14 protein-coding genes are annotated in these 17,840 nt (G+C 61.8%); 12 read left to right on the forward strand and 2 right to left on the reverse strand.

What is annotated here, in order from left to right; all coding sequences use genetic code 11:
- The first annotated feature begins 565 nt into the window (after positions 1-565).
- The 12 genes from arcD (at position 566) to HX830_RS22545 (ending at position 15,153) form a co-directional block, all read left to right on the forward strand.
- Positions 566-1,993 (forward strand): arginine-ornithine antiporter, encoded by a 1,428-nt coding sequence (arcD, locus tag HX830_RS22490; protein WP_152741308.1) that lies wholly within the window; start codon positions 566-568, stop codon positions 1,991-1,993.
- Between the two features lie 34 nt (positions 1,994-2,027).
- Entirely contained in the window at positions 2,028-3,284 is a 1,257-nt protein-coding gene (arcA, locus tag HX830_RS22495; RefSeq protein ID WP_177102726.1) for an arginine deiminase, read from the forward strand.
- Positions 3,285-3,442: 158 nt separating this feature from the next.
- Positions 3,443-4,453: an ornithine carbamoyltransferase gene (locus HX830_RS22500; RefSeq protein ID WP_177102727.1), complete on the forward strand. Its 1,011-nt coding sequence runs from the start codon at positions 3,443-3,445 to the stop codon at positions 4,451-4,453.
- 150 nt (positions 4,454-4,603) lie between these two features.
- A complete protein-coding gene (gene arcC, locus HX830_RS22505; RefSeq protein WP_177102728.1) occupies positions 4,604-5,533 on the forward strand; it encodes a carbamate kinase in 930 nt (309 codons plus the stop codon).
- 55 nt (positions 5,534-5,588) lie between these two features.
- Complete coding sequence (locus tag HX830_RS22510; RefSeq protein ID WP_103494217.1) at positions 5,589-5,948, forward strand: DUF5064 family protein; 360 nt, start codon at positions 5,589-5,591, stop codon at positions 5,946-5,948.
- 111 nt (positions 5,949-6,059) lie between these two features.
- Entirely contained in the window at positions 6,060-7,568 is a 1,509-nt protein-coding gene (locus HX830_RS22515; RefSeq protein WP_152741311.1) for a sigma-54-dependent transcriptional regulator, read from the forward strand.
- 310 nt (positions 7,569-7,878) lie between these two features.
- Positions 7,879-8,256, forward strand: a complete 378-nt coding sequence (gene gcvH, locus HX830_RS22520) for a glycine cleavage system protein GcvH (RefSeq protein WP_152741312.1) — start codon at positions 7,879-7,881, stop codon at positions 8,254-8,256.
- A gap of 9 nt (positions 8,257-8,265) precedes the next feature.
- Positions 8,266-11,115: an aminomethyl-transferring glycine dehydrogenase gene (gene gcvP, locus HX830_RS22525; RefSeq protein WP_177102730.1), complete on the forward strand. Its 2,850-nt coding sequence runs from the start codon at positions 8,266-8,268 to the stop codon at positions 11,113-11,115.
- Between the two features lie 237 nt (positions 11,116-11,352).
- Positions 11,353-12,729, forward strand: coding sequence for an L-serine ammonia-lyase (locus HX830_RS22530; protein ID WP_177102732.1), 1,377 nt, complete (start codon positions 11,353-11,355; stop codon positions 12,727-12,729).
- Between the two features lie 59 nt (positions 12,730-12,788).
- The gene (gcvT, locus tag HX830_RS22535) at positions 12,789-13,913 is read left to right on the forward strand and encodes a glycine cleavage system aminomethyltransferase GcvT (protein ID WP_177102734.1); all 1,125 of its coding nucleotides are present in this window, start codon (positions 12,789-12,791) and stop codon (positions 13,911-13,913) included.
- Positions 13,914-14,339: 426 nt separating this feature from the next.
- Complete coding sequence (locus HX830_RS22540; RefSeq protein WP_003175786.1) at positions 14,340-14,552, forward strand: cold-shock protein; 213 nt, start codon at positions 14,340-14,342, stop codon at positions 14,550-14,552.
- 115 nt (positions 14,553-14,667) lie between these two features.
- The gene (locus tag HX830_RS22545) at positions 14,668-15,153 is read left to right on the forward strand and encodes an RDD family protein (protein WP_177102736.1); all 486 of its coding nucleotides are present in this window, start codon (positions 14,668-14,670) and stop codon (positions 15,151-15,153) included.
- Between the two features lie 63 nt (positions 15,154-15,216).
- On the opposite strand, the gene HX830_RS22550 is transcribed toward HX830_RS22545, so the two are convergent.
- Together HX830_RS22550 and HX830_RS22555 are read right to left on the reverse strand one after the other, a co-directional pair.
- A complete protein-coding gene (locus HX830_RS22550) occupies positions 15,217-16,650 on the reverse strand; it encodes a DegQ family serine endoprotease (protein WP_177102738.1) in 1,434 nt (477 codons plus the stop codon).
- Positions 16,651-16,856: 206 nt separating this feature from the next.
- Positions 16,857-17,834, reverse strand: a complete 978-nt coding sequence (locus tag HX830_RS22555; protein ID WP_177102740.1) for a MucB/RseB C-terminal domain-containing protein — start codon at positions 17,832-17,834, stop codon at positions 16,857-16,859.
- Positions 17,835-17,840 lie beyond the last annotated feature (6 nt).

Consider the following 17,840-nt stretch of genomic DNA (forward strand, 5'->3'; position numbering starts at 1 on the left):
AGAGGCCCTCTGGATCATCAACCACCTCAAGGATCCCCCGGGGATTCAGCATCAATGCTCCTCCCTCGTAGACCCCATCACCACGCCGAAGCGCAGTTCTCAGGTCGTCACTTGATATATGCGTCATCTTGATTACTTAATTGTTTCAATATTTAACAAAGCAACAAATGCTCACTCGATTAATTATCCAATGTGCCACTACGTTTATTCGATAGGGATGAAAAAAGTAGTCGCTCAAGACCGATAGCACCTATGAAACCCGTTCGACTCGATGATCCTGTGGGCTGTTTCCAATAAATCGAACGCGTTTAAAAAAACGCTGTCCGAAATTTGCACAATCCACAGGTTTGTCTAGTTTAAGCCTCCACAGCAATACGAAATATTCTTTTCAACGCTCATTCGACCGCTCTAGGACGGGTGTCTTAAGACGCAGGCCCGCGTGTCCGCGCGGCCCCAAAAGTCGTTCATAAACAACGGAATGTGCCAATGATCTGATCTATATCATTTTTCGTTTTTGCCCCTGGCCTACCCTATCGCCTCAATTCCCATGGATTGGAGTCATGCAATGTCTGAATCACCCGGAAAACTGCGATTAGGTGCGCTGGTCGCTCTGGTGGTGGGTTCAATGATTGGCGGCGGTATCTTTTCCCTGCCGCAAAACATGGCTGCCAGCGCCGATGTCGGCGCGGTATTGATTGGCTGGGCGATTACCGCCGTGGGCATGTTGACCCTGGCCTTCGTGTTCCAGACCCTGGCCAATCGCAAACCGAACCTGGACGGTGGGGTCTACGCCTACGCCAAGGCCGGTTTCGGCGACTATATGGGTTTCTCGTCCGCCTGGGGTTACTGGATCAGTGCCTGGCTGGGCAACGTCGGCTACTTCGTCCTGCTGTTCAGCACCCTGGGTTACTTCTTCCCGGTGTTTGGCGAAGGCAATACCGTGGCCGCCGTCGTCGGGGCCTCGGTGCTGTTGTGGGCCGTGCACTGGCTGGTACTGCGCGGTATCAAGGAAGCGGCCTTCATCAACCTGGTCACCACCGTGGCCAAGGTCGTGCCGCTGCTGCTGTTCCTGCTGATCGCGCTGTTCGCTTTCAAGCTGGATATCTTCACCGCCGACATTTGGGGCGTGAAGAACCCGAGCCTGGGCAGTGTCATGAACCAGGTGCGCAATATGATGCTGGTCACCGTCTGGGTGTTTATCGGCATCGAGGGCGCGAGCATCTTCTCTGCCCGCGCGGAAAAACGCTCGGACGTGGGCAAGGCCACGGTCATCGGTTTTATCACCGTGTTGCTGTTCCTGGTGCTGGTCAACGTCCTGTCCCTGGGGATCATGACCCAGCCGGAACTGGCGAAACTGCAGAACCCGTCCATGGCCGCCGTGCTCGAACATGTAGTCGGCCACTGGGGCGCGGTGCTGATCAGCGTCGGCCTGATCATCTCGCTGCTCGGCGCCCTGCTGTCCTGGGTGCTGCTGTGCGCGGAGATCATGTTCGCCGCCGCCAAGGACCACACCATGCCGGAGTTCCTGCGCCGCGAGAACGCCAACCAGGTACCGGCCAACGCCCTCTGGCTGACCAACGCCATGGTGCAGATCTTCCTGATCATCACGCTGTTTTCCGCCAGTACCTACCTGTCGCTGATCTACCTCGCCACCTCGATGATCCTGGTGCCCTACCTGTGGTCGGCGGCCTATGCCGTGCTGCTGGCGGTGCGCGGCGAAAGTTATGAACAGGCCCCGGGCGAACGCCGCAAGGACCTGGTCATCGGCGCCATCGCCCTGATCTACGCGATCTGGCTGCTGTACGCCGGCGGCACCAAGTACCTGCTGCTCTCCGCCCTGCTCTATGCCCCCGGCGTGATTCTGTTCGCCAAGGCCAAGCACGAGCTGGGCAAAGCGATTTTCACCACTGTCGAGAAGCTGATTTTCGCCGCGGTGGTCATAGGCGCCCTGGTGGCTGCCTATGGCCTGTACGACGGCTTCCTGACCCTTTGACACCCTGATTGTTTCGTTCCCTGGAGGATCTGCAATGACCACGGAAAAAGTGAAATACGGCGTTCATTCCGAAGCCGGCAAGCTGCGCAAGGTGCTGGTCTGCTCACCGGGCCTGGCGCACCAGCGGCTGACTCCGAACAACTGCGATGAGCTGCTGTTCGACGATGTGATCTGGGTGGCCCAGGCCAAGCGCGATCACTTCGACTTCGTCACCAAGATGCGCGAACGCGATATCGACGTGCTGGAAATGCACAACCTGCTGACCGATATCGTCGCTCAGAAGGAAGCCCTGGACTGGATCCTCGAACGCAAGATCACCGCCAACCAGGTCGGCCTGGGGCTGGTCCACGAGGTCGACTCGTGGCTGCGCAGCCTGGAACCGCGCAAGATCGCCGAGTTCCTGATCGGCGGCGTCTCGGCCGATGACCTGCCGAACAGCTTCGGCGGCAAGACCATCGAGATGTTCCGCGACTTCCTCGGCCACTCCAGCTTTATCCTGCCGCCGCTGCCCAATACCCAGTTCACCCGCGACACCACCTGCTGGATCTTTGGCGGCGTGACCCTCAACCCGATGTACTGGCCGGCGCGACGCCAGGAAACCCTGCTGGCCAGTGCCATCTACAAATTCCACCCGGAATTCGTCAACGCCGACTTCCAGGTCTGGTACGGCGACCCGGACCAGGAGCACGGCAACGCCACCCTCGAAGGCGGCGACGTGATGCCCCTGGGCAACGGCGTGGTGCTGATCGGCATGGGCGAACGCTCCTCGCGCCAGGCCATCGGCCAGCTGGCGCTGAACCTGTTCAAGCACAACGCCGTGGAGCGGGTGATCGTCGCCGGCCTGCCGAAGTCCCGCGCGGCCATGCACCTGGACACCGTATTCAGCTTCTGCAACCGCGACCTGGTGACCATCTTCCCGGAAGTAGTGAACCAGATCGTCGCCTTCACCCTGCGCCCTGACGAGAGCAAGCCCGGTGGCATCGATGTCCGCCGGGAAGAAACCAACTTCCTCGACACCGTCGCCCAGGCCCTCAACCTCAAGGCCCTGCGGGTGGTGGAAACCGGCGGCAACAGCTTCGCCGCCGAACGCGAACAGTGGGACGACGGTAACAACGTGGTGGCCGTGGAGCCCGGCGTGGTGATCGGCTACGACCGCAACACCTACACCAACACCCTGCTGCGCAAGGCCGGCGTGGAGGTCATCACCATCAGCGCCAGCGAACTGGGCCGTGGCCGCGGCGGTGGTCACTGCATGACCTGCCCGATCATCCGTGACCCGATCGATTACTGACCGATATTCAAGCCTGCCCTTGCCCCTGGTAGGAGCCGGGCTTGCCCGCGAAGCTTTTGGCGATCTTGAAGACGCCTTCGCGGGCAAGCCCAGCTCCTACAGGACGGCGGCACCCGACCGAGACAGGCGGATAACCCATACCCGAGGAGATCCAAGAAATGGCTTTTAATATGCGTAACCGCAGCCTGCTGAGCTTGATGCACCACACCAATCGCGAGCTGCACTACCTGCTGGACCTGTCCCGCGACCTCAAGCGCGCCAAGTACACCGGCACCGAGCAGCAGCACCTCAAGGGCAAGAACATCGCGCTGATCTTCGAGAAGACCTCGACCCGCACCCGTTGCGCCTTCGAAGTCGCGGCCCATGACCAGGGCGCCCACGTCACCTATATCGACCCGGTGTCGTCGCAGATCGGCCACAAGGAAAGCATGAAGGACACCGCCCGCGTGCTGGGGCGGATGTTCGACGCCATCGAGTACCGGGGCTTCGAACAGGAGATCGTCGAAGAACTGGCGAAGTTCGCCGGCGTGCCGGTGTTCAACGGCCTGACCGCCGAGTTCCACCCGACACAGATGATCGCCGACACCCTGACCATGCGCGAGCACAGCGACAAGCCGCTGCATGACATCAGCTACGCCTACCTTGGCGATGCGCGCTACAACATGGGCAACTCGCTGCTGATGATCGGCGCCAAGCTGGGTATGGACGTGCGCATCGGTGCGCCAAAAGCCCTCTGGCCCCATGACGATTTCATCGCCCAGTGCAAGGCCTTTGCCGAGGAAAGCGGCGCGCGCATCACCATCACCGAAGACCCGCAGGAAGCGGTCAAGGGCGTGGACTTCATCCACACCGATATCTGGGTGTCCATGGGTGAGCCGGTGGAGGCCTGGGACGAACGTATCGAGCAACTGATGCCGTATCAGGTCAATGCAAAAATGATGAAGGCCTCAGGCAATCCCCGGGTCAAGTTCATGCACTGCCTGCCGGCGTTCCACAACAGCGAGACCAAGGTCGGCAAGGATATCGCGTCGCGTTACCCGCACCTGGCCAATGGAGTTGAAGTGACCGAGGAGGTGTTCGAGTCGCCGGCCAATATCGCTTTCGAGCAGGCGGAAAACCGCATGCACACGATCAAGGCGATCCTGGTGTCGGCGCTGGCGGATATCTAGGACCGGCGCTCCCCCTGTAGGAGCGAGCAAGCTCGCGATAATCGCACGGGCGCCCTGTGACACCTGGTACCCCGCGTTATCGTCGACCTCCATCGCGAGCAAGCTCGCTCCTACAGGGGAACTCATGCAACCTCTGGAAGGACAGTACTTATGCGTATCGTCGTCGCATTGGGCGGTAACGCCCTCCTGCGTCGTGGTGAACCCATGACCGCGGACAATCAACGCGCCAATATCCGTATCGCCACCGAACAGATTGCCAAGATCTACCCCGGCAACCAGTTGGTCATCGCCCACGGCAACGGCCCGCAGGTCGGCCTGCTGTCGTTGCAGGCGGCCGCCTACACCCAGCTCTCGCCCTACCCGCTGGACGTGCTCGGCGCCGAAACCGAAGGCATGATCGGCTACATCATCGAACAGGAACTGGGCAACCTGCTGGACTTCGAAGTGCCCTTCGCCACCCTGCTCACCCAGGTCGAAGTCGACCCCGAGGACCCGGCTTTCCAGCATCCGAGCAAGCCCATCGGCCCGGTCTACAGCAAGGCCGAAGCAGAACGACTGGCCACTGAAAAAGGCTGGAGCATCGCCCCGGACGGCGACAAATTCCGCCGCGTGGTCGCCAGCCCGAAACCCAAGCGCATCTTCGAGATCCGTCCGATCAAATGGCTGCTGGACAAGGGCAGCATCGTGATCTGTGCCGGCGGTGGCGGCATCCCGACAATGTACGGCGAGGACGGCAAGCTCAAGGGCATCGAAGCGGTGATCGACAAGGACCTGTGCTCGGCGCTGCTGGCCGAACAGCTGGAGGCCGACCTGCTGGTGATCGCCACGGACGTCAATGCCGCTTTTGTCGACTGGGGCCAGCCGTCCCAGAAGGCCATTATCCAGGCCCATCCGGACGATCTCGAAAAACTCGGTTTCGCCGCCGGCTCCATGGGCCCGAAAGTCCAGGCCGCCTGCGAGTTCGCCCGGCACACCGGCAAGGCCGCGGTGATCGGTTCACTGGCGGATATCGAGGCGATAGTCCAAGGTAAGGCGGGTACGCGGATCAGTACGGCACAGCCCGGCATCACTTATTCATGAGAACCATCGGGCAGGCCCGTGGTCTGCCCTACTCCATGCCTTGAAGGAGAACACCATGGCCACGTTCACGCCCGGTCACCTGCATATCGAGCGCCATGCGCTGAACAAGGACGATTTCAGCTACAACCTGAGTTTCGACTATGAAGTCGCCCAGGACCCGAAGGAAGGCACCGGCATGCGCTTTACCTTGCACGGCACCATCGAGGGCAAGTCCCTCGACGAGTCGTTCTTCATGCCCAAGGACCAGGCCTTCGACTTTGCCCGCGTCGCCAGCCATATCGCGCAGAAATACGGCATGCCGAAAAATGCCAGCATCATTTCCCTGCACAAATACTACGACGAGATGTTCGAGGATGTGCGGGCCAAGCTCGACGTCAAGTCAGGCGACCCGATGAAGCTTGAACATCTGAGCTGACCAGAGGCTCGTTCCAGTAACAGGACAGGGGCGTTCACGCGGTAGATTTCACCAAACCCCACACGCCAAGGCATAATTGCCGCCCTCGCGCCCGGAACACCGAATCGCCCCATGCGTATCCACGTCAGTTTCATCGACCGCGTCGGCATCACCCAGGAAGTCCTGGCCCTGCTCGGTGGACGCAATCTCAACCTGGATGCGGTGGAGATGGTTCCGCCCAACGTCTATATCGACGCCCCGACCCTCAGCCCGCAAGTGCTCGAGGAGTTGCGCGACGCGCTGTTCAGCGTCCGTGGCGTAGAGGCGGTGACGGTGGTGGATATCCTCCCGGGACAGCGCCGCCACCTGCAACTCGACGCCCTGCTCGCGGCCATGACCGACCCGGTGCTGGCCCTGGACAGCGCCGGCCACGTGCTGCTGGCCAACCCGGCGCTGATTGCCCTGTACGGTCGCGAGCCGGCGGGTGAAAGCGTCGCCGAACTCTTTGCCGACCCCAATCTCCTGGACACCCTGCTGGAAAACGGTTTCCGCCTGCCGCTGCGGGAAATCACCGTCAACGGCCAGACCCTGCTGCTCGACGCCACGCCGATCACCGATGCCGGCGCACTGCTGACCCTGTACCAGCCGAACCGCATCGGCGAGCGTCTGTCGGCTCTGCACCACGACCATGCCGAAGGTTTCGACGCGCTGCTCGGCGAGTCTCCGGCGATTCGTACCCTCAAGGCCCGTGCCCAGCGGGTCGCGGCCCTCGACGCACCGCTGCTGATCCAGGGCGAAACCGGCACCGGCAAGGAGCTGGTGGCGCGGGCCTGCCATGCCATCAGTGCGCGCCACAGTGCCCCCTTCCTGGCCCTGAACTGCGCGGCCCTGCCGGAGAACCTCGCCGAAAGCGAACTGTTCGGCTACGCCCCCGGGGCCTTTACCGGCGCCCAGCGCGGCGGCAAGCCGGGACTGATGGAATTGGCGAACCAGGGCACGGTGTTTCTTGATGAGATCGGCGAAATGTCGCCATACCTGCAAGCCAAGTTGCTGCGTTTTCTCAATGACGGCAGCTTCCGTCGCGTCGGCGGGGACCGCGAGGTCAAGGTCAACGTGCGGATTCTCAGCGCCACCCACCGCAACCTGGAGAAGATGGTCAGCGAAGGCAGTTTTCGCGAAGACCTGTTCTACCGGCTGAACGTGCTCAATGTCGAGGTCCCGCCGCTGCGCGAGCGCGGCCAGGACATCCTGTTGCTGGCACGCTATTTCATGCAGCAGGCCTGCACGCAGATCCAGCGTCCGGTCTGCCGGCTGGCACCCGGAACCTATCCAGCGTTGCTGGACAACCGCTGGCCGGGCAATGTACGGCAATTGCAGAACGTGATCTTCCGCGCGGCGGCGATCTGCGAGAGCAGCGTGGTGGATATCGGCGACCTGGACATTGCCGGAACCTCGGTGGCACGTCAGAGCGACCCGGAGATCGACAGCCTGGAACAGGCGGTCGAGGATTTCGAGAAGACCCTGCTGGAAAAGCTCTACGTGCAGTATCCCTCGACCCGGCAACTGGCCAGTCGACTGCAGACCTCCCATACGGCCATTGCCCATCGCCTGCGCAAATACGGCATTCCCGGCAAGCCCTGAGGCAACACGCACGAAAAGCGACCTCCATCTGTACTGAAAGCGCTACAGTGGAACGATTTCGCTACACTTCAAGCCAATCCCCACTGCACAAGGCTTTGATCCTGTTAGGCTTTTTTTCTGCCCTCCAGCTGTAGCGATTTCGCTACAGCTGCGGCCATCCAGTGTGCGCAAAAAACCCGCAAACCCTTGATTTACAAGCCCCGCGAAGTATTGGCCACAAACTTGCTATGGGAACTCCCATTCAGCGGGACGTCGATCCCGCATCCCCTGCGTCCACCTGACGACGAGTCTGGCCCCCTTAGGAGTTTCCATGAGCGAGTTGCGTTTTACTGAAGACCACGAATGGCTGCGTACCGAAGCCGATGGCAGTGTCACGGTCGGCATCACGGCTTTCGCGCAAAACGCCCTGGGCGACGTGGTGTTTGTGCAACTGCCGGAACTGCAGCAGTACGACAAAGGCGCCGAAGCCGCCACCGTGGAATCGGTCAAGGCCGCCAGCGGCGTGTACATGCCCCTGGACGGTGAAGTGCTCGAATTCAACCCGGCGCTGGAAGACAGCCCCGAGCTGGTCAACGAAGATCCGCTGGGCGAAGGCTGGTTTTTCCGCTTCCGCCCAACCGATGCCTCGGCAGTCGCTAGACTGCTGGATCAGGATGCCTACGACCAACTGATCAAAGCCAACGCCTGAGGAACTGTCATGACTGTCAATCTCAGCACCGCCAACGAATTTATCGCCCGTCATATCGGCCCGCGCCAGACAGACGAACAGGCCATGCTCGAAACCCTCGGTTTCGACTCCCTGCAAGCCCTCAGCGCCAGCGTGATCCCCGACAGCATCAAGGGCACCAGCGTCCTTGACCTCGGGGCCGGGCAAAGCGAAGCCGACGCCCTGGCGTCGATCAAGGCCATCGCCGCGAAAAACCAGCTGTTCAAGACCTACATCGGCCAGGGCTACTACAACTGCCATACGCCGTCGCCGATCCTGCGCAACCTCCTGGAAAACCCCGCCTGGTACACCGCCTACACCCCGTACCAACCGGAAATCTCCCAGGGTCGCCTGGAAGCGCTGCTGAATTTCCAGACCCTGATCAGCGACCTCAGCGGCCTGCCGATCGCCAACGCCTCGCTGCTCGACGAAGCCACCGCCGCCGCCGAAGCCATGACCTTCTGCAAGCGCCTGAGCAAGAACAAGGGCAGCAACGCCTTCTTCGCCTCCGTGCACTGCCATCCGCAGACCCTCGACGTCCTGCGCACCCGTGCCGAGCCCCTGGGCATCAACGTGGTGGTGGGCGATGAACACCAACTGACCGACGTCAGCCCGTTCTTCGGCGCCCTGCTGCAATACCCGGCGAGCAACGGTGATCTGTTCGACTACCGCGCCCTGACCGAGCGTTTCCATGCGGCCAACGCCCTGGTGGCGGTCGCCGCCGACCTGCTGGCCCTGACCCTGCTGACCCCGCCGGGCGAGTTCGGTGCCGACGTGGCCATCGGCAGCGCCCAGCGCTTTGGTGTCCCGCTGGGCTTCGGTGGCCCGCACGCGGCCTACTTCTCCACCCGCGATGCGTTCAAGCGCGACATGCCCGGCCGTCTGGTCGGCGTCTCGGTGGACCGTTTCGGCAAGCCGGCCCTGCGCCTGGCCATGCAGACCCGCGAGCAACATATCCGTCGCGAGAAAGCCACCAGCAACATCTGCACCGCCCAGGTCCTGCTGGCCAACATCGCCAGCATGTACGCGGTGTATCACGGTCCAAAAGGCCTGATCCAGATTGCCCAGCGTATCCACGGCTTCACCGCGATCCTCGCCAAGGGCTTGAGCGCCCTGGGCCTGACGGTCGAGCAGGACAACTTCTTCGACACCCTGACCCTCAACACCGGCGCCCAGACCGCGGCCCTGCACGAACAGGCCCATGCCCAGCGCATCAACCTGCGCGTCGTGGATGCCCAGCGCCTGGGCCTGTCCCTGGACGAAACCACCAGCCAGGCCGATATCGAAAACCTGTGGAAACTGCTGGCCGGCGGCAAGTCCGTACCGGACTTCAACGTCCTGGCCGCGTCGGTCGAAAGCCGTATCCCGGCAGCCCTGGTGCGCCAGTCGGCCATCCTCAGCCACCCGGTATTCAACCGTTATCACTCGGAAACCGAGCTGATGCGCTACCTGCGCAAGCTGGCCGACAAGGACCTGGCCCTGGATCGCACCATGATCCCGCTGGGCTCCTGCACCATGAAGCTCAATGCCGCCAGCGAAATGATCCCGGTGACCTGGGCCGAATTCGGTGCCCTGCACCCGTTCGCCCCGGCCGAGCAAAGCGCCGGCTACCAGCAACTGACCGACGAGCTGGAAGCGATGCTCTGCGCCGCCACCGGCTACGACGCGATTTCCCTGCAACCGAACGCCGGTTCCCAGGGCGAATACGCCGGCCTGCTGGCGATCCGCGCCTACCACCAGAGCCGTGGCGACGAGCGCCGCGATATCTGCCTGATCCCGTCGTCGGCCCACGGCACCAACCCGGCCACGGCGAACATGGCCGGCATGCGCGTGATCGTCACCGCCTGCGATGCCCGCGGTAACGTCGATATCGAAGACCTGCGGGCCAAGGCGATCGAGCACCGCGAGCACCTCGCCGCGCTGATGATCACCTACCCGTCGACCCACGGTGTGTTCGAGGAAGGTATCCGCGAAATCTGCGGCATCATTCATGACAACGGCGGCCAGGTGTATATCGACGGCGCCAACATGAACGCCATGGTCGGCCTCTGCGCCCCGGGCAAGTTCGGCGGCGATGTATCGCACCTGAACCTGCACAAGACCTTCTGCATTCCCCACGGCGGTGGCGGCCCGGGCGTCGGCCCGATCGGTGTGAAGTCGCACCTGACGCCGTTCCTGCCGGGTCACGGCACCATGGAGCGCAAGGAAGGCGCGGTCTGCGCGGCGCCGTTCGGCAGCGCAAGCATCCTGCCGATCACCTGGATGTATATCCGCATGATGGGTGGCGAAGGCCTCAAGCGCGCCTCGCAGTTGGCGATCCTCAATGCCAACTACATCGCCCGGCGCCTGGAAGAGCACTACCCGGTGCTCTACAGCGGCAGCAACGGCCTGGTGGCCCACGAGTGCATCCTCGACCTGCGTCCGTTGAAGGACAGCAGCGGCATCAGCGTCGATGACGTCGCCAAGCGCCTGATCGACTTCGGTTTCCATGCCCCGACCATGTCGTTCCCGGTGGCCGGCACCCTGATGATCGAGCCGACCGAAAGCGAATCCAAGGAAGAACTGGACCGCTTCTGCGACGCCATGATCCACATCCGCGAAGAAATCCGCGCGGTGGAAAACGGCAGCCTGGACAAGGACGACAACCCGCTGAAGAACGCCCCGCACACCGCGGCGGAAATCGTCGGCGAGTGGTTCCATCCGTACAGCCGCGAACAGGCGGTGTACCCGGTGGCGTCCTTGATCGAAGGCAAGTACTGGCCGCCGGTGGGGCGTGTCGACAACGTGTTCGGCGACCGCAACCTGGTCTGCGCCTGCCCGTCGATCGAGAACTACGCTTAACCCGGTGTAAACATCCGGTTCAGCGGTGCCTGCCCCGACGTCTTCGCGGGCAAGCACCGCTCCCACAGGTTTTTCGTTTGTACAAAAGGTCCGGATTCAACCCGGATATTGTGGGAGCGGAGCTTGCCCGCGAAGAGGCCCCTGAGGCCAGCAAAAACTTCGCGGTCAAACCCGCCCCTATAAGACACCTGACGTGCTTCCAAGCCGATAATTATTAGAAAACACCGGAGAACCCACATGTCCCTGAGCGTGTTCGACCTGTTCAAGATCGGCATCGGTCCCTCCAGCTCCCACACCGTCGGTCCGATGCGCGCAGCCGCGCGTTTCGTCGAGGGTTTGCGGCGCGAGCAACTGCTGTCACAGACCACCAGCGTCAAAGTCGAGCTGTACGGCTCCCTCGGCGCCACCGGCAAAGGCCATGGCAGCGACAAGGCCGTGCTCCTGGGCCTGGAAGGTGAACACCCGGATACCGTCGATACAGAATCCGTCGCCGCCCGCCTGCACACTATTCGCAGTAACGGCCGCCTGAATCTGCTCGGCGAGCACTCCATCGAATTCAATGAAAAACTCCACCTGGCGATGATCAGGAAACCCCTGGCCTATCACCCCAACGGCATGATCTTCCGCGCCTTCGACGCCGCCGGCATCCAGATCCGCAGCCGCGAGTATTACTCGGTGGGCGGCGGTTTCGTGGTCGATGAAGACGCCGCCGGCGCCGACCGCATCGTCGAGGACAGCACGCCGCTGACCTTCCCGTTCAAAAGCGCCAAGGAACTGCTCGGCCATTGCACCACCTACGGCCTGTCCATCAGCCAGGTGATGCTGACCAACGAAAGCGCCTGGCGCCCGGAGGCGGAAACCCGCGCCGGCCTGCTGAAGATCTGGCAGGTGATGCAGGACTGCGTCGACGCCGGTTGCCGCAATGAAGGCATCCTGCCCGGCGGCTTGAAGGTCAAGCGGCGCGCCGCGGCACTCCATCGCCAGCTGTGCAAGCACCCGGAAGCGGCGTTGCGCGATGCGCTGTCGGTGCTGGACTGGGTCAACCTCTACGCCCTGGCGGTCAATGAAGAAAACGCCAACGGCGGCCGCGTGGTCACCGCGCCCACCAACGGTGCGGCCGGGATCATCCCCGCCGTGTTGCATTACTACATGCGCTTTATTGCCGGTGCCAATGAAGACGGCGTGGTGCGTTTCCTTCTCACAGCCGCCGCCATCGGCATTCTCTACAAGGAAAACGCCTCGATCTCCGGCGCCGAAGTCGGCTGCCAGGGCGAAGTCGGCGTGGCCTGCTCGATGGCCGCCGGGGCCTTGTGCGAAGTGCTCGGCGGCACCGTGCAACAGGTGGAGAACGCCGCTGAAATCGGCATGGAACACAACCTTGGCCTGACCTGCGACCCCATCGGCGGCCTGGTGCAAGTGCCGTGCATCGAACGCAACGCCATGGGCTCGGTGAAAGCCATCAACGCCGTGCGCATGGCCCTGCGCGGCGACGGCCAGCACTTCGTCTCCCTCGACAAGGTGATTCGCACCATGCGCCAGACCGGCGCCGACATGAAAAGCAAATACAAGGAGACCGCGCGCGGCGGTCTGGCCGTCAACATCATCGAGTGCTGACCCTCATTCAAGGGGAGTGGTTCTGGCCATCCCCTCCACACCCCATTTAAGGAGCTGCAATGTCCACCGAATCCCTGAAGCAAACCCCGCTGCACGCCCTGCACCTGCAACTCGGCGCGCGCATGGTGCCGTTCGCCGGCTACGACATGCCGGTGCAATACCCGTTGGGCGTGATGAAAGAACACCAGCACACCCGTGAAAAAGCCGGGCTGTTCGATGTCTCGCACATGGGCCAGATCCGCCTGGTCGGCGCCGCTGCCGCCAAGGCCCTGGAAGCCCTGGTACCGGTGGATATCATCGACCTGCCGGTGGGCATGCAGCGTTATGCGATGTTCACCAACGAAGCCGGTGGCATCCTCGATGACCTGATGGTCGCCAACCTGGGCAACGACGAACTGTTCCTGGTGGTCAACGCCGCCTGCAAGGAACAGGACCTGGCGCACCTGCAAAAACACCTGGGCCACCTGTGCGAAGTCCTGCCTCTGTTCGAAGAACGCGCCCTGCTCGCCCTGCAAGGCCCGGCCGCGGTCAGCGTCCTGGCGCGCCTGGCCCCTGAAGTGACAAAAATGACCTTTATGCAGTTCGCCAGCGTGCGCCTGCTGGGGGTGGACTGCTACGTCAGCCGCTCCGGCTACACCGGCGAAGACGGTTTCGAAATTTCCGTACCGGCTGCCAGCGCCGAAGCCCTGGCCCGCAGCCTGCTGGCCGAAACCGAAGTCGAGGCCATCGGCCTCGGCGCCCGCGATTCCCTGCGCCTGGAAGCCGGCCTGTGCCTGTACGGGCACGACATGAACAGCGAGACCACCCCGGTCGAGGCCAGCCTGCTCTGGGCGATCTCCAAGGTCCGCCGCATCGACGGTGCACGGGCCGGTGGTTTCCCCGGTGCCGAGACGGTTTTTGCCCAGCAGCAACAGGGTGTGTCACGCAAACGTGTAGGCCTGTTACCGCAGGAACGCACACCGGTGCGCGAAGGCGCGGAAATCGTCGACCAGGACGGCCAGGTGATTGGCAATGTCTGCAGCGGCGGCTTCGGTCCGACCCTCGGCGCGCCTCTGGCCATGGGCTATGTAGACAGCTCGCAGGCCACCCTGGACAGCGAAGTCTGGGCCATCGTGCGCGGCAAGCGCGTACCGCTCAAGGTGAGCAAAATGCCGTTTGTGCCACAGCGTTACTACAGGGGCTGATACAGCGTCTTCAACAGGGGCCGATACCCCTGTTGATACTTACAGTAACAACTAAGCCGACGTTGAAACAGTGCACTACCTTGTCACGCAACCGCCACAAAACAGTGCATATATGCGTCAATGAACTTGCGTTATAACAGTCTAAAATAAGCCCACCCACGTGGATGGCCAGCGACCGCCTGCAAGGCCCTGCAACCCCCCATAAACAGCCATAAACCTGGGGGTTTCGCAGGGCTTGTTTTTTCTCCCGGAGTTGGCGTAGAGTTTCTCCACTGTGTTTGCATGGGTCGCTTGGAATCGTGACCTGGGCAGTAGCCTGAAGTTTGCTACAACCCGTTCGACGCCTCTTACTTTCCTGCAACCCAGCCCAGTACTCTTTCATATGAAAGGGACTGTCATTAATTTTAGCGTCAAGGAAATAAGAAAATGTCCCAACGTCAGAGCGGTACCGTCAAGTGGTTTAACGACGAGAAAGGTTTTGGTTTTATCACTCCAGAAAGCGGTCCGGATCTGTTCGTCCATTTCCGCGCTATTCAGGGCAACGGCTTCAAGAGCCTGAAAGAAGGCCAGAAAGTGACCTTCGTCGCCGTGCAGGGCCAGAAAGGCATGCAGGCTGATGAAGTGCAAGCGGAAGCCTGATCCCCAGGGAGCCCGTTTTCTTGCAATGAAAAGCCCCTGATATTGATATCAGGGGCTTTTTTATGGGCGCAATTTCGTAAACTGGCTTTTTTCAGTCCTCACGGAGAGAGCCACCATGTCAAAACACGTGCTGAGCCCCCAGGGTGATTTCCCCGCCGCCGGCCTGGGCCGTCGCCTGGCCGCGATGTTCTATGATTTCCTGCTGTGCACCGCGCTGCTGATCGTCACTGCTTTTATCTACAAGCTGGTGCAGATGGCAATCGTCGGCGAGCAGCAACTGCGCAAGCTCTCCGATGCCGGGGCACTGGACGGCGATCCGCTGCTGTCGACGATTCTGCTGTTCGTACTGTTCGGCTTCTTCGCCAAGTTCTGGACCTACAAGGGCCAGACCCTGGGCATGCAGGTCTGGGGAGTCCGCGTACAGAACGTCGACGGTACGGCCATCAGTCTCTGGCAGGCGCTGCTGCGCTTTATCGTATCGATTGCTTCCTGGATCTTCGGCCTGGGTTTCCTCTGGTCGCTGGTCGACAAGCAGAAGCGCAGCTGGCACGACATCTACTCCAACAGCCAGTTGGTCCGCCTGCCCAAACCTTCCAAGTAAACCGGCGCAAAAAAGCCCGCCTGTTTCGAGGCGGGCTTTTTCATACAGCGACTTCAGTCGGGCTTATTCAGCCAATTTGAAGGTAATGAAGCTGGCACGTCCCTGACGCAGTACGCGCATGGACACCGAACGATTCTTCGGCAGGGCCTTGGCAATGTCGGTGAACTGCGCCGCGCTAGTGATCGCCTGGTTGTTCAGGTGGGTGATCACATCGCCCGGTTGCAGGCCGATCAAGGCTGCGGGACCGTCCTGGACATCCTTGATGACCACGCCCCCCTTGAGGTCGTTGTCTTTCTTCTGCTCATCGCTCAGCTCGACCACGGAAATCCCCAGGCGGTTGCTGCTGCGCTCGGCACCGTTGGCCTTGGCGAGATCCATTTCCTTGCCTTCGTCCGGAATCGCACCGACCGTCAGGTCCACGGTCTTGCGCTTGCCTTCACGAATCACTTCCAGGGATGCCTTGTCACCGGCCTTCAACGCGCCGACCAGATGCGGCAGGTCAGCCGACAGCTCGATCGGCTGGCCGTTCAGGCTGAGGATCACGTCACCGACCTGCAGGCCACCCTTGGCCGCCGGACCACCGTCCTGCACCTGGGCGACCAGGGCACCGGCAGGCTTGTCCAGGCCGAACGACTCGGCCAGGTCCTTGTTGACCTCCTGGATCACCACGCCCAACCAGCCACGGCTGACCTTGCCACCGGCCTTCAGTTGGTCGGAGACGTCCATGGCCACGTCGATCGGGATCGCGAAGGAAACCCCCATGAAACCACCGGAGCGGGTATAGATCTGCGAGTTGATCCCGACCACTTCACCGTCAAGGTTGAACAGCGGGCCACCGGAGTTACCCGGGTTGATCGGCACGTCGGTCTGGATGAACGGGACATAGTTCTCGTTCGGCAGACTGCGGCCCACGGCGCTGACGATGCCCTGGGTCACGGTATGGTCAAAGCCAAACGGCGAACCGATGGCCACCACCCACTGACCGGCCTTCAGGTCCTTGGACTTGCCGAGCTTGAGGGTCGGCAGGTCCTTGCCGTCGATCTTCAACAGCGCCACGTCGGAACGTGGGTCGGTGCCCACCAGCTTGGCCTTGAGTTCACTGCGATCGGCCAGGCGTACCACGATCTCGTCGGCATCGGCGACCACATGGTTGTTGGTCAGGATGTAGCCGTCCTTGGAGATGATGAAGCCCGATCCCAGGGACTGGGCTTCACGCTGGCGACCGCCGCCACCGCCACCACCTTTCGGACTGCGCGGCTGCGGGAAACCGCGGAAGAATTGCTGGATTTCCGGCGGCAGGCCTTCGAGCCCCTGCATGTCGGAAACCTTGCGATCCGGCAGTTTCTGGGTGGTGCTGATATTGACCACCGCCGGCGAAGCCTGCTCCACCAGTTTGGTGAAGTCGGGCAAGTCAGCGGCCTGGGCGGTCATCGCCTGGCCGAGCACCAGGACGGTGGCGACAATGGACAGATAAGACTTCAAGCGTGGTATCGACATATGGCTCCCGTGAACAACGAGCATGATTAAGCGATAGGCCCTTGCAAGCCCCAGGCATGAAACGCCGGGACTTTCGGACCGGAAACAGCAAACAAGGCCAGAGTTGAGGGGCTCTGACCTATAGGAAAATTCAGGGATATTTGCAAATGAATTTGATCACCAAACATTTCCGCACTAGCCTCCCACAGCCCCCATGATTCAGCAGCTCACTGCTTGGCCTGCGCATTGCCGGAACGCATGGACAGTGCAATCCGTTCGGCCGTACCGATGGGAATCTCCCCCACCACCGTGACCATGATGTCGCCGCTCGGCGTGGTCAGGTGTCGCGACACCGCGACCGTCGGCCCCAACTGGGCCCGGGCGTCGGTTACCGTGGCACCGTTGAGGGGCTCAAGGAACACCGAAAAACGCGACAGACCGTCGTCATACATCAAGCTGCTGACCTCGACCTTGGTGGCCGGGTCGACCCGCGCCGTGCTGCTGACCAGTTCGAAACCCGGCGGCAGCCAGTCCGAATGCCACAACTGGGCCACCGCTGCTCCCAGTGCCTGCACCTTGGGCTGGGCCTGGTTGGTCAACAGGACCACCGGCTTGCACTCGGCACTCGGCTGTACCTGGCTTTCCTCGGGAGGCTGGGTGGTATTCAATTCGGTGAACTGGAAACGCTCCAGCAACTGCCCCTTGTCATTGAGCAACAATGACTTCAAGGGCAAGCCGGTCTCACGATCCAGATGCAGTTCAAAACCATAACGATGCTGGTCACGCGGCGTCAGCGAGACCACCACGGCGGCACGACCGGCCACCCGCGACTTGCCGACGACAGTGATGTCGTACCAGGTCTTGAGGGTCTGGGTGTCCAGGGAGCGGGTATGGGAATCGGGCATATCGCCGAGCCCCGCCACCAGCGCACCACTGACGCACTGGGTATGACCATCGACGCGAACAACCTCTTGTGCCGAGCCATCGAGCTGGATCAGACGCTCACGAACCTTGCCATCGCGCACCAGGTGCCAGATGCCATGGGTAGAAAAACTACCGTTGCGCTCGTAGACGAAAGTGCCCTGAAAGCTTTGCTGCTGCTCGGCTTGCCCAAGACGGTTCAACCAGTCCTGGGCCTCATCGGCCTGGGCTGGAAGAACCCACCAGCCACTGAGCACCAGCGTTAGAAGAGGTAGCGCGCGCATGATCCT

The sequence above is a fragment of the Pseudomonas gingeri genome, from assembly GCF_013385425.1.
Classification (GTDB): domain Bacteria; phylum Pseudomonadota; class Gammaproteobacteria; order Pseudomonadales; family Pseudomonadaceae; genus Aquipseudomonas; species Aquipseudomonas gingeri_D.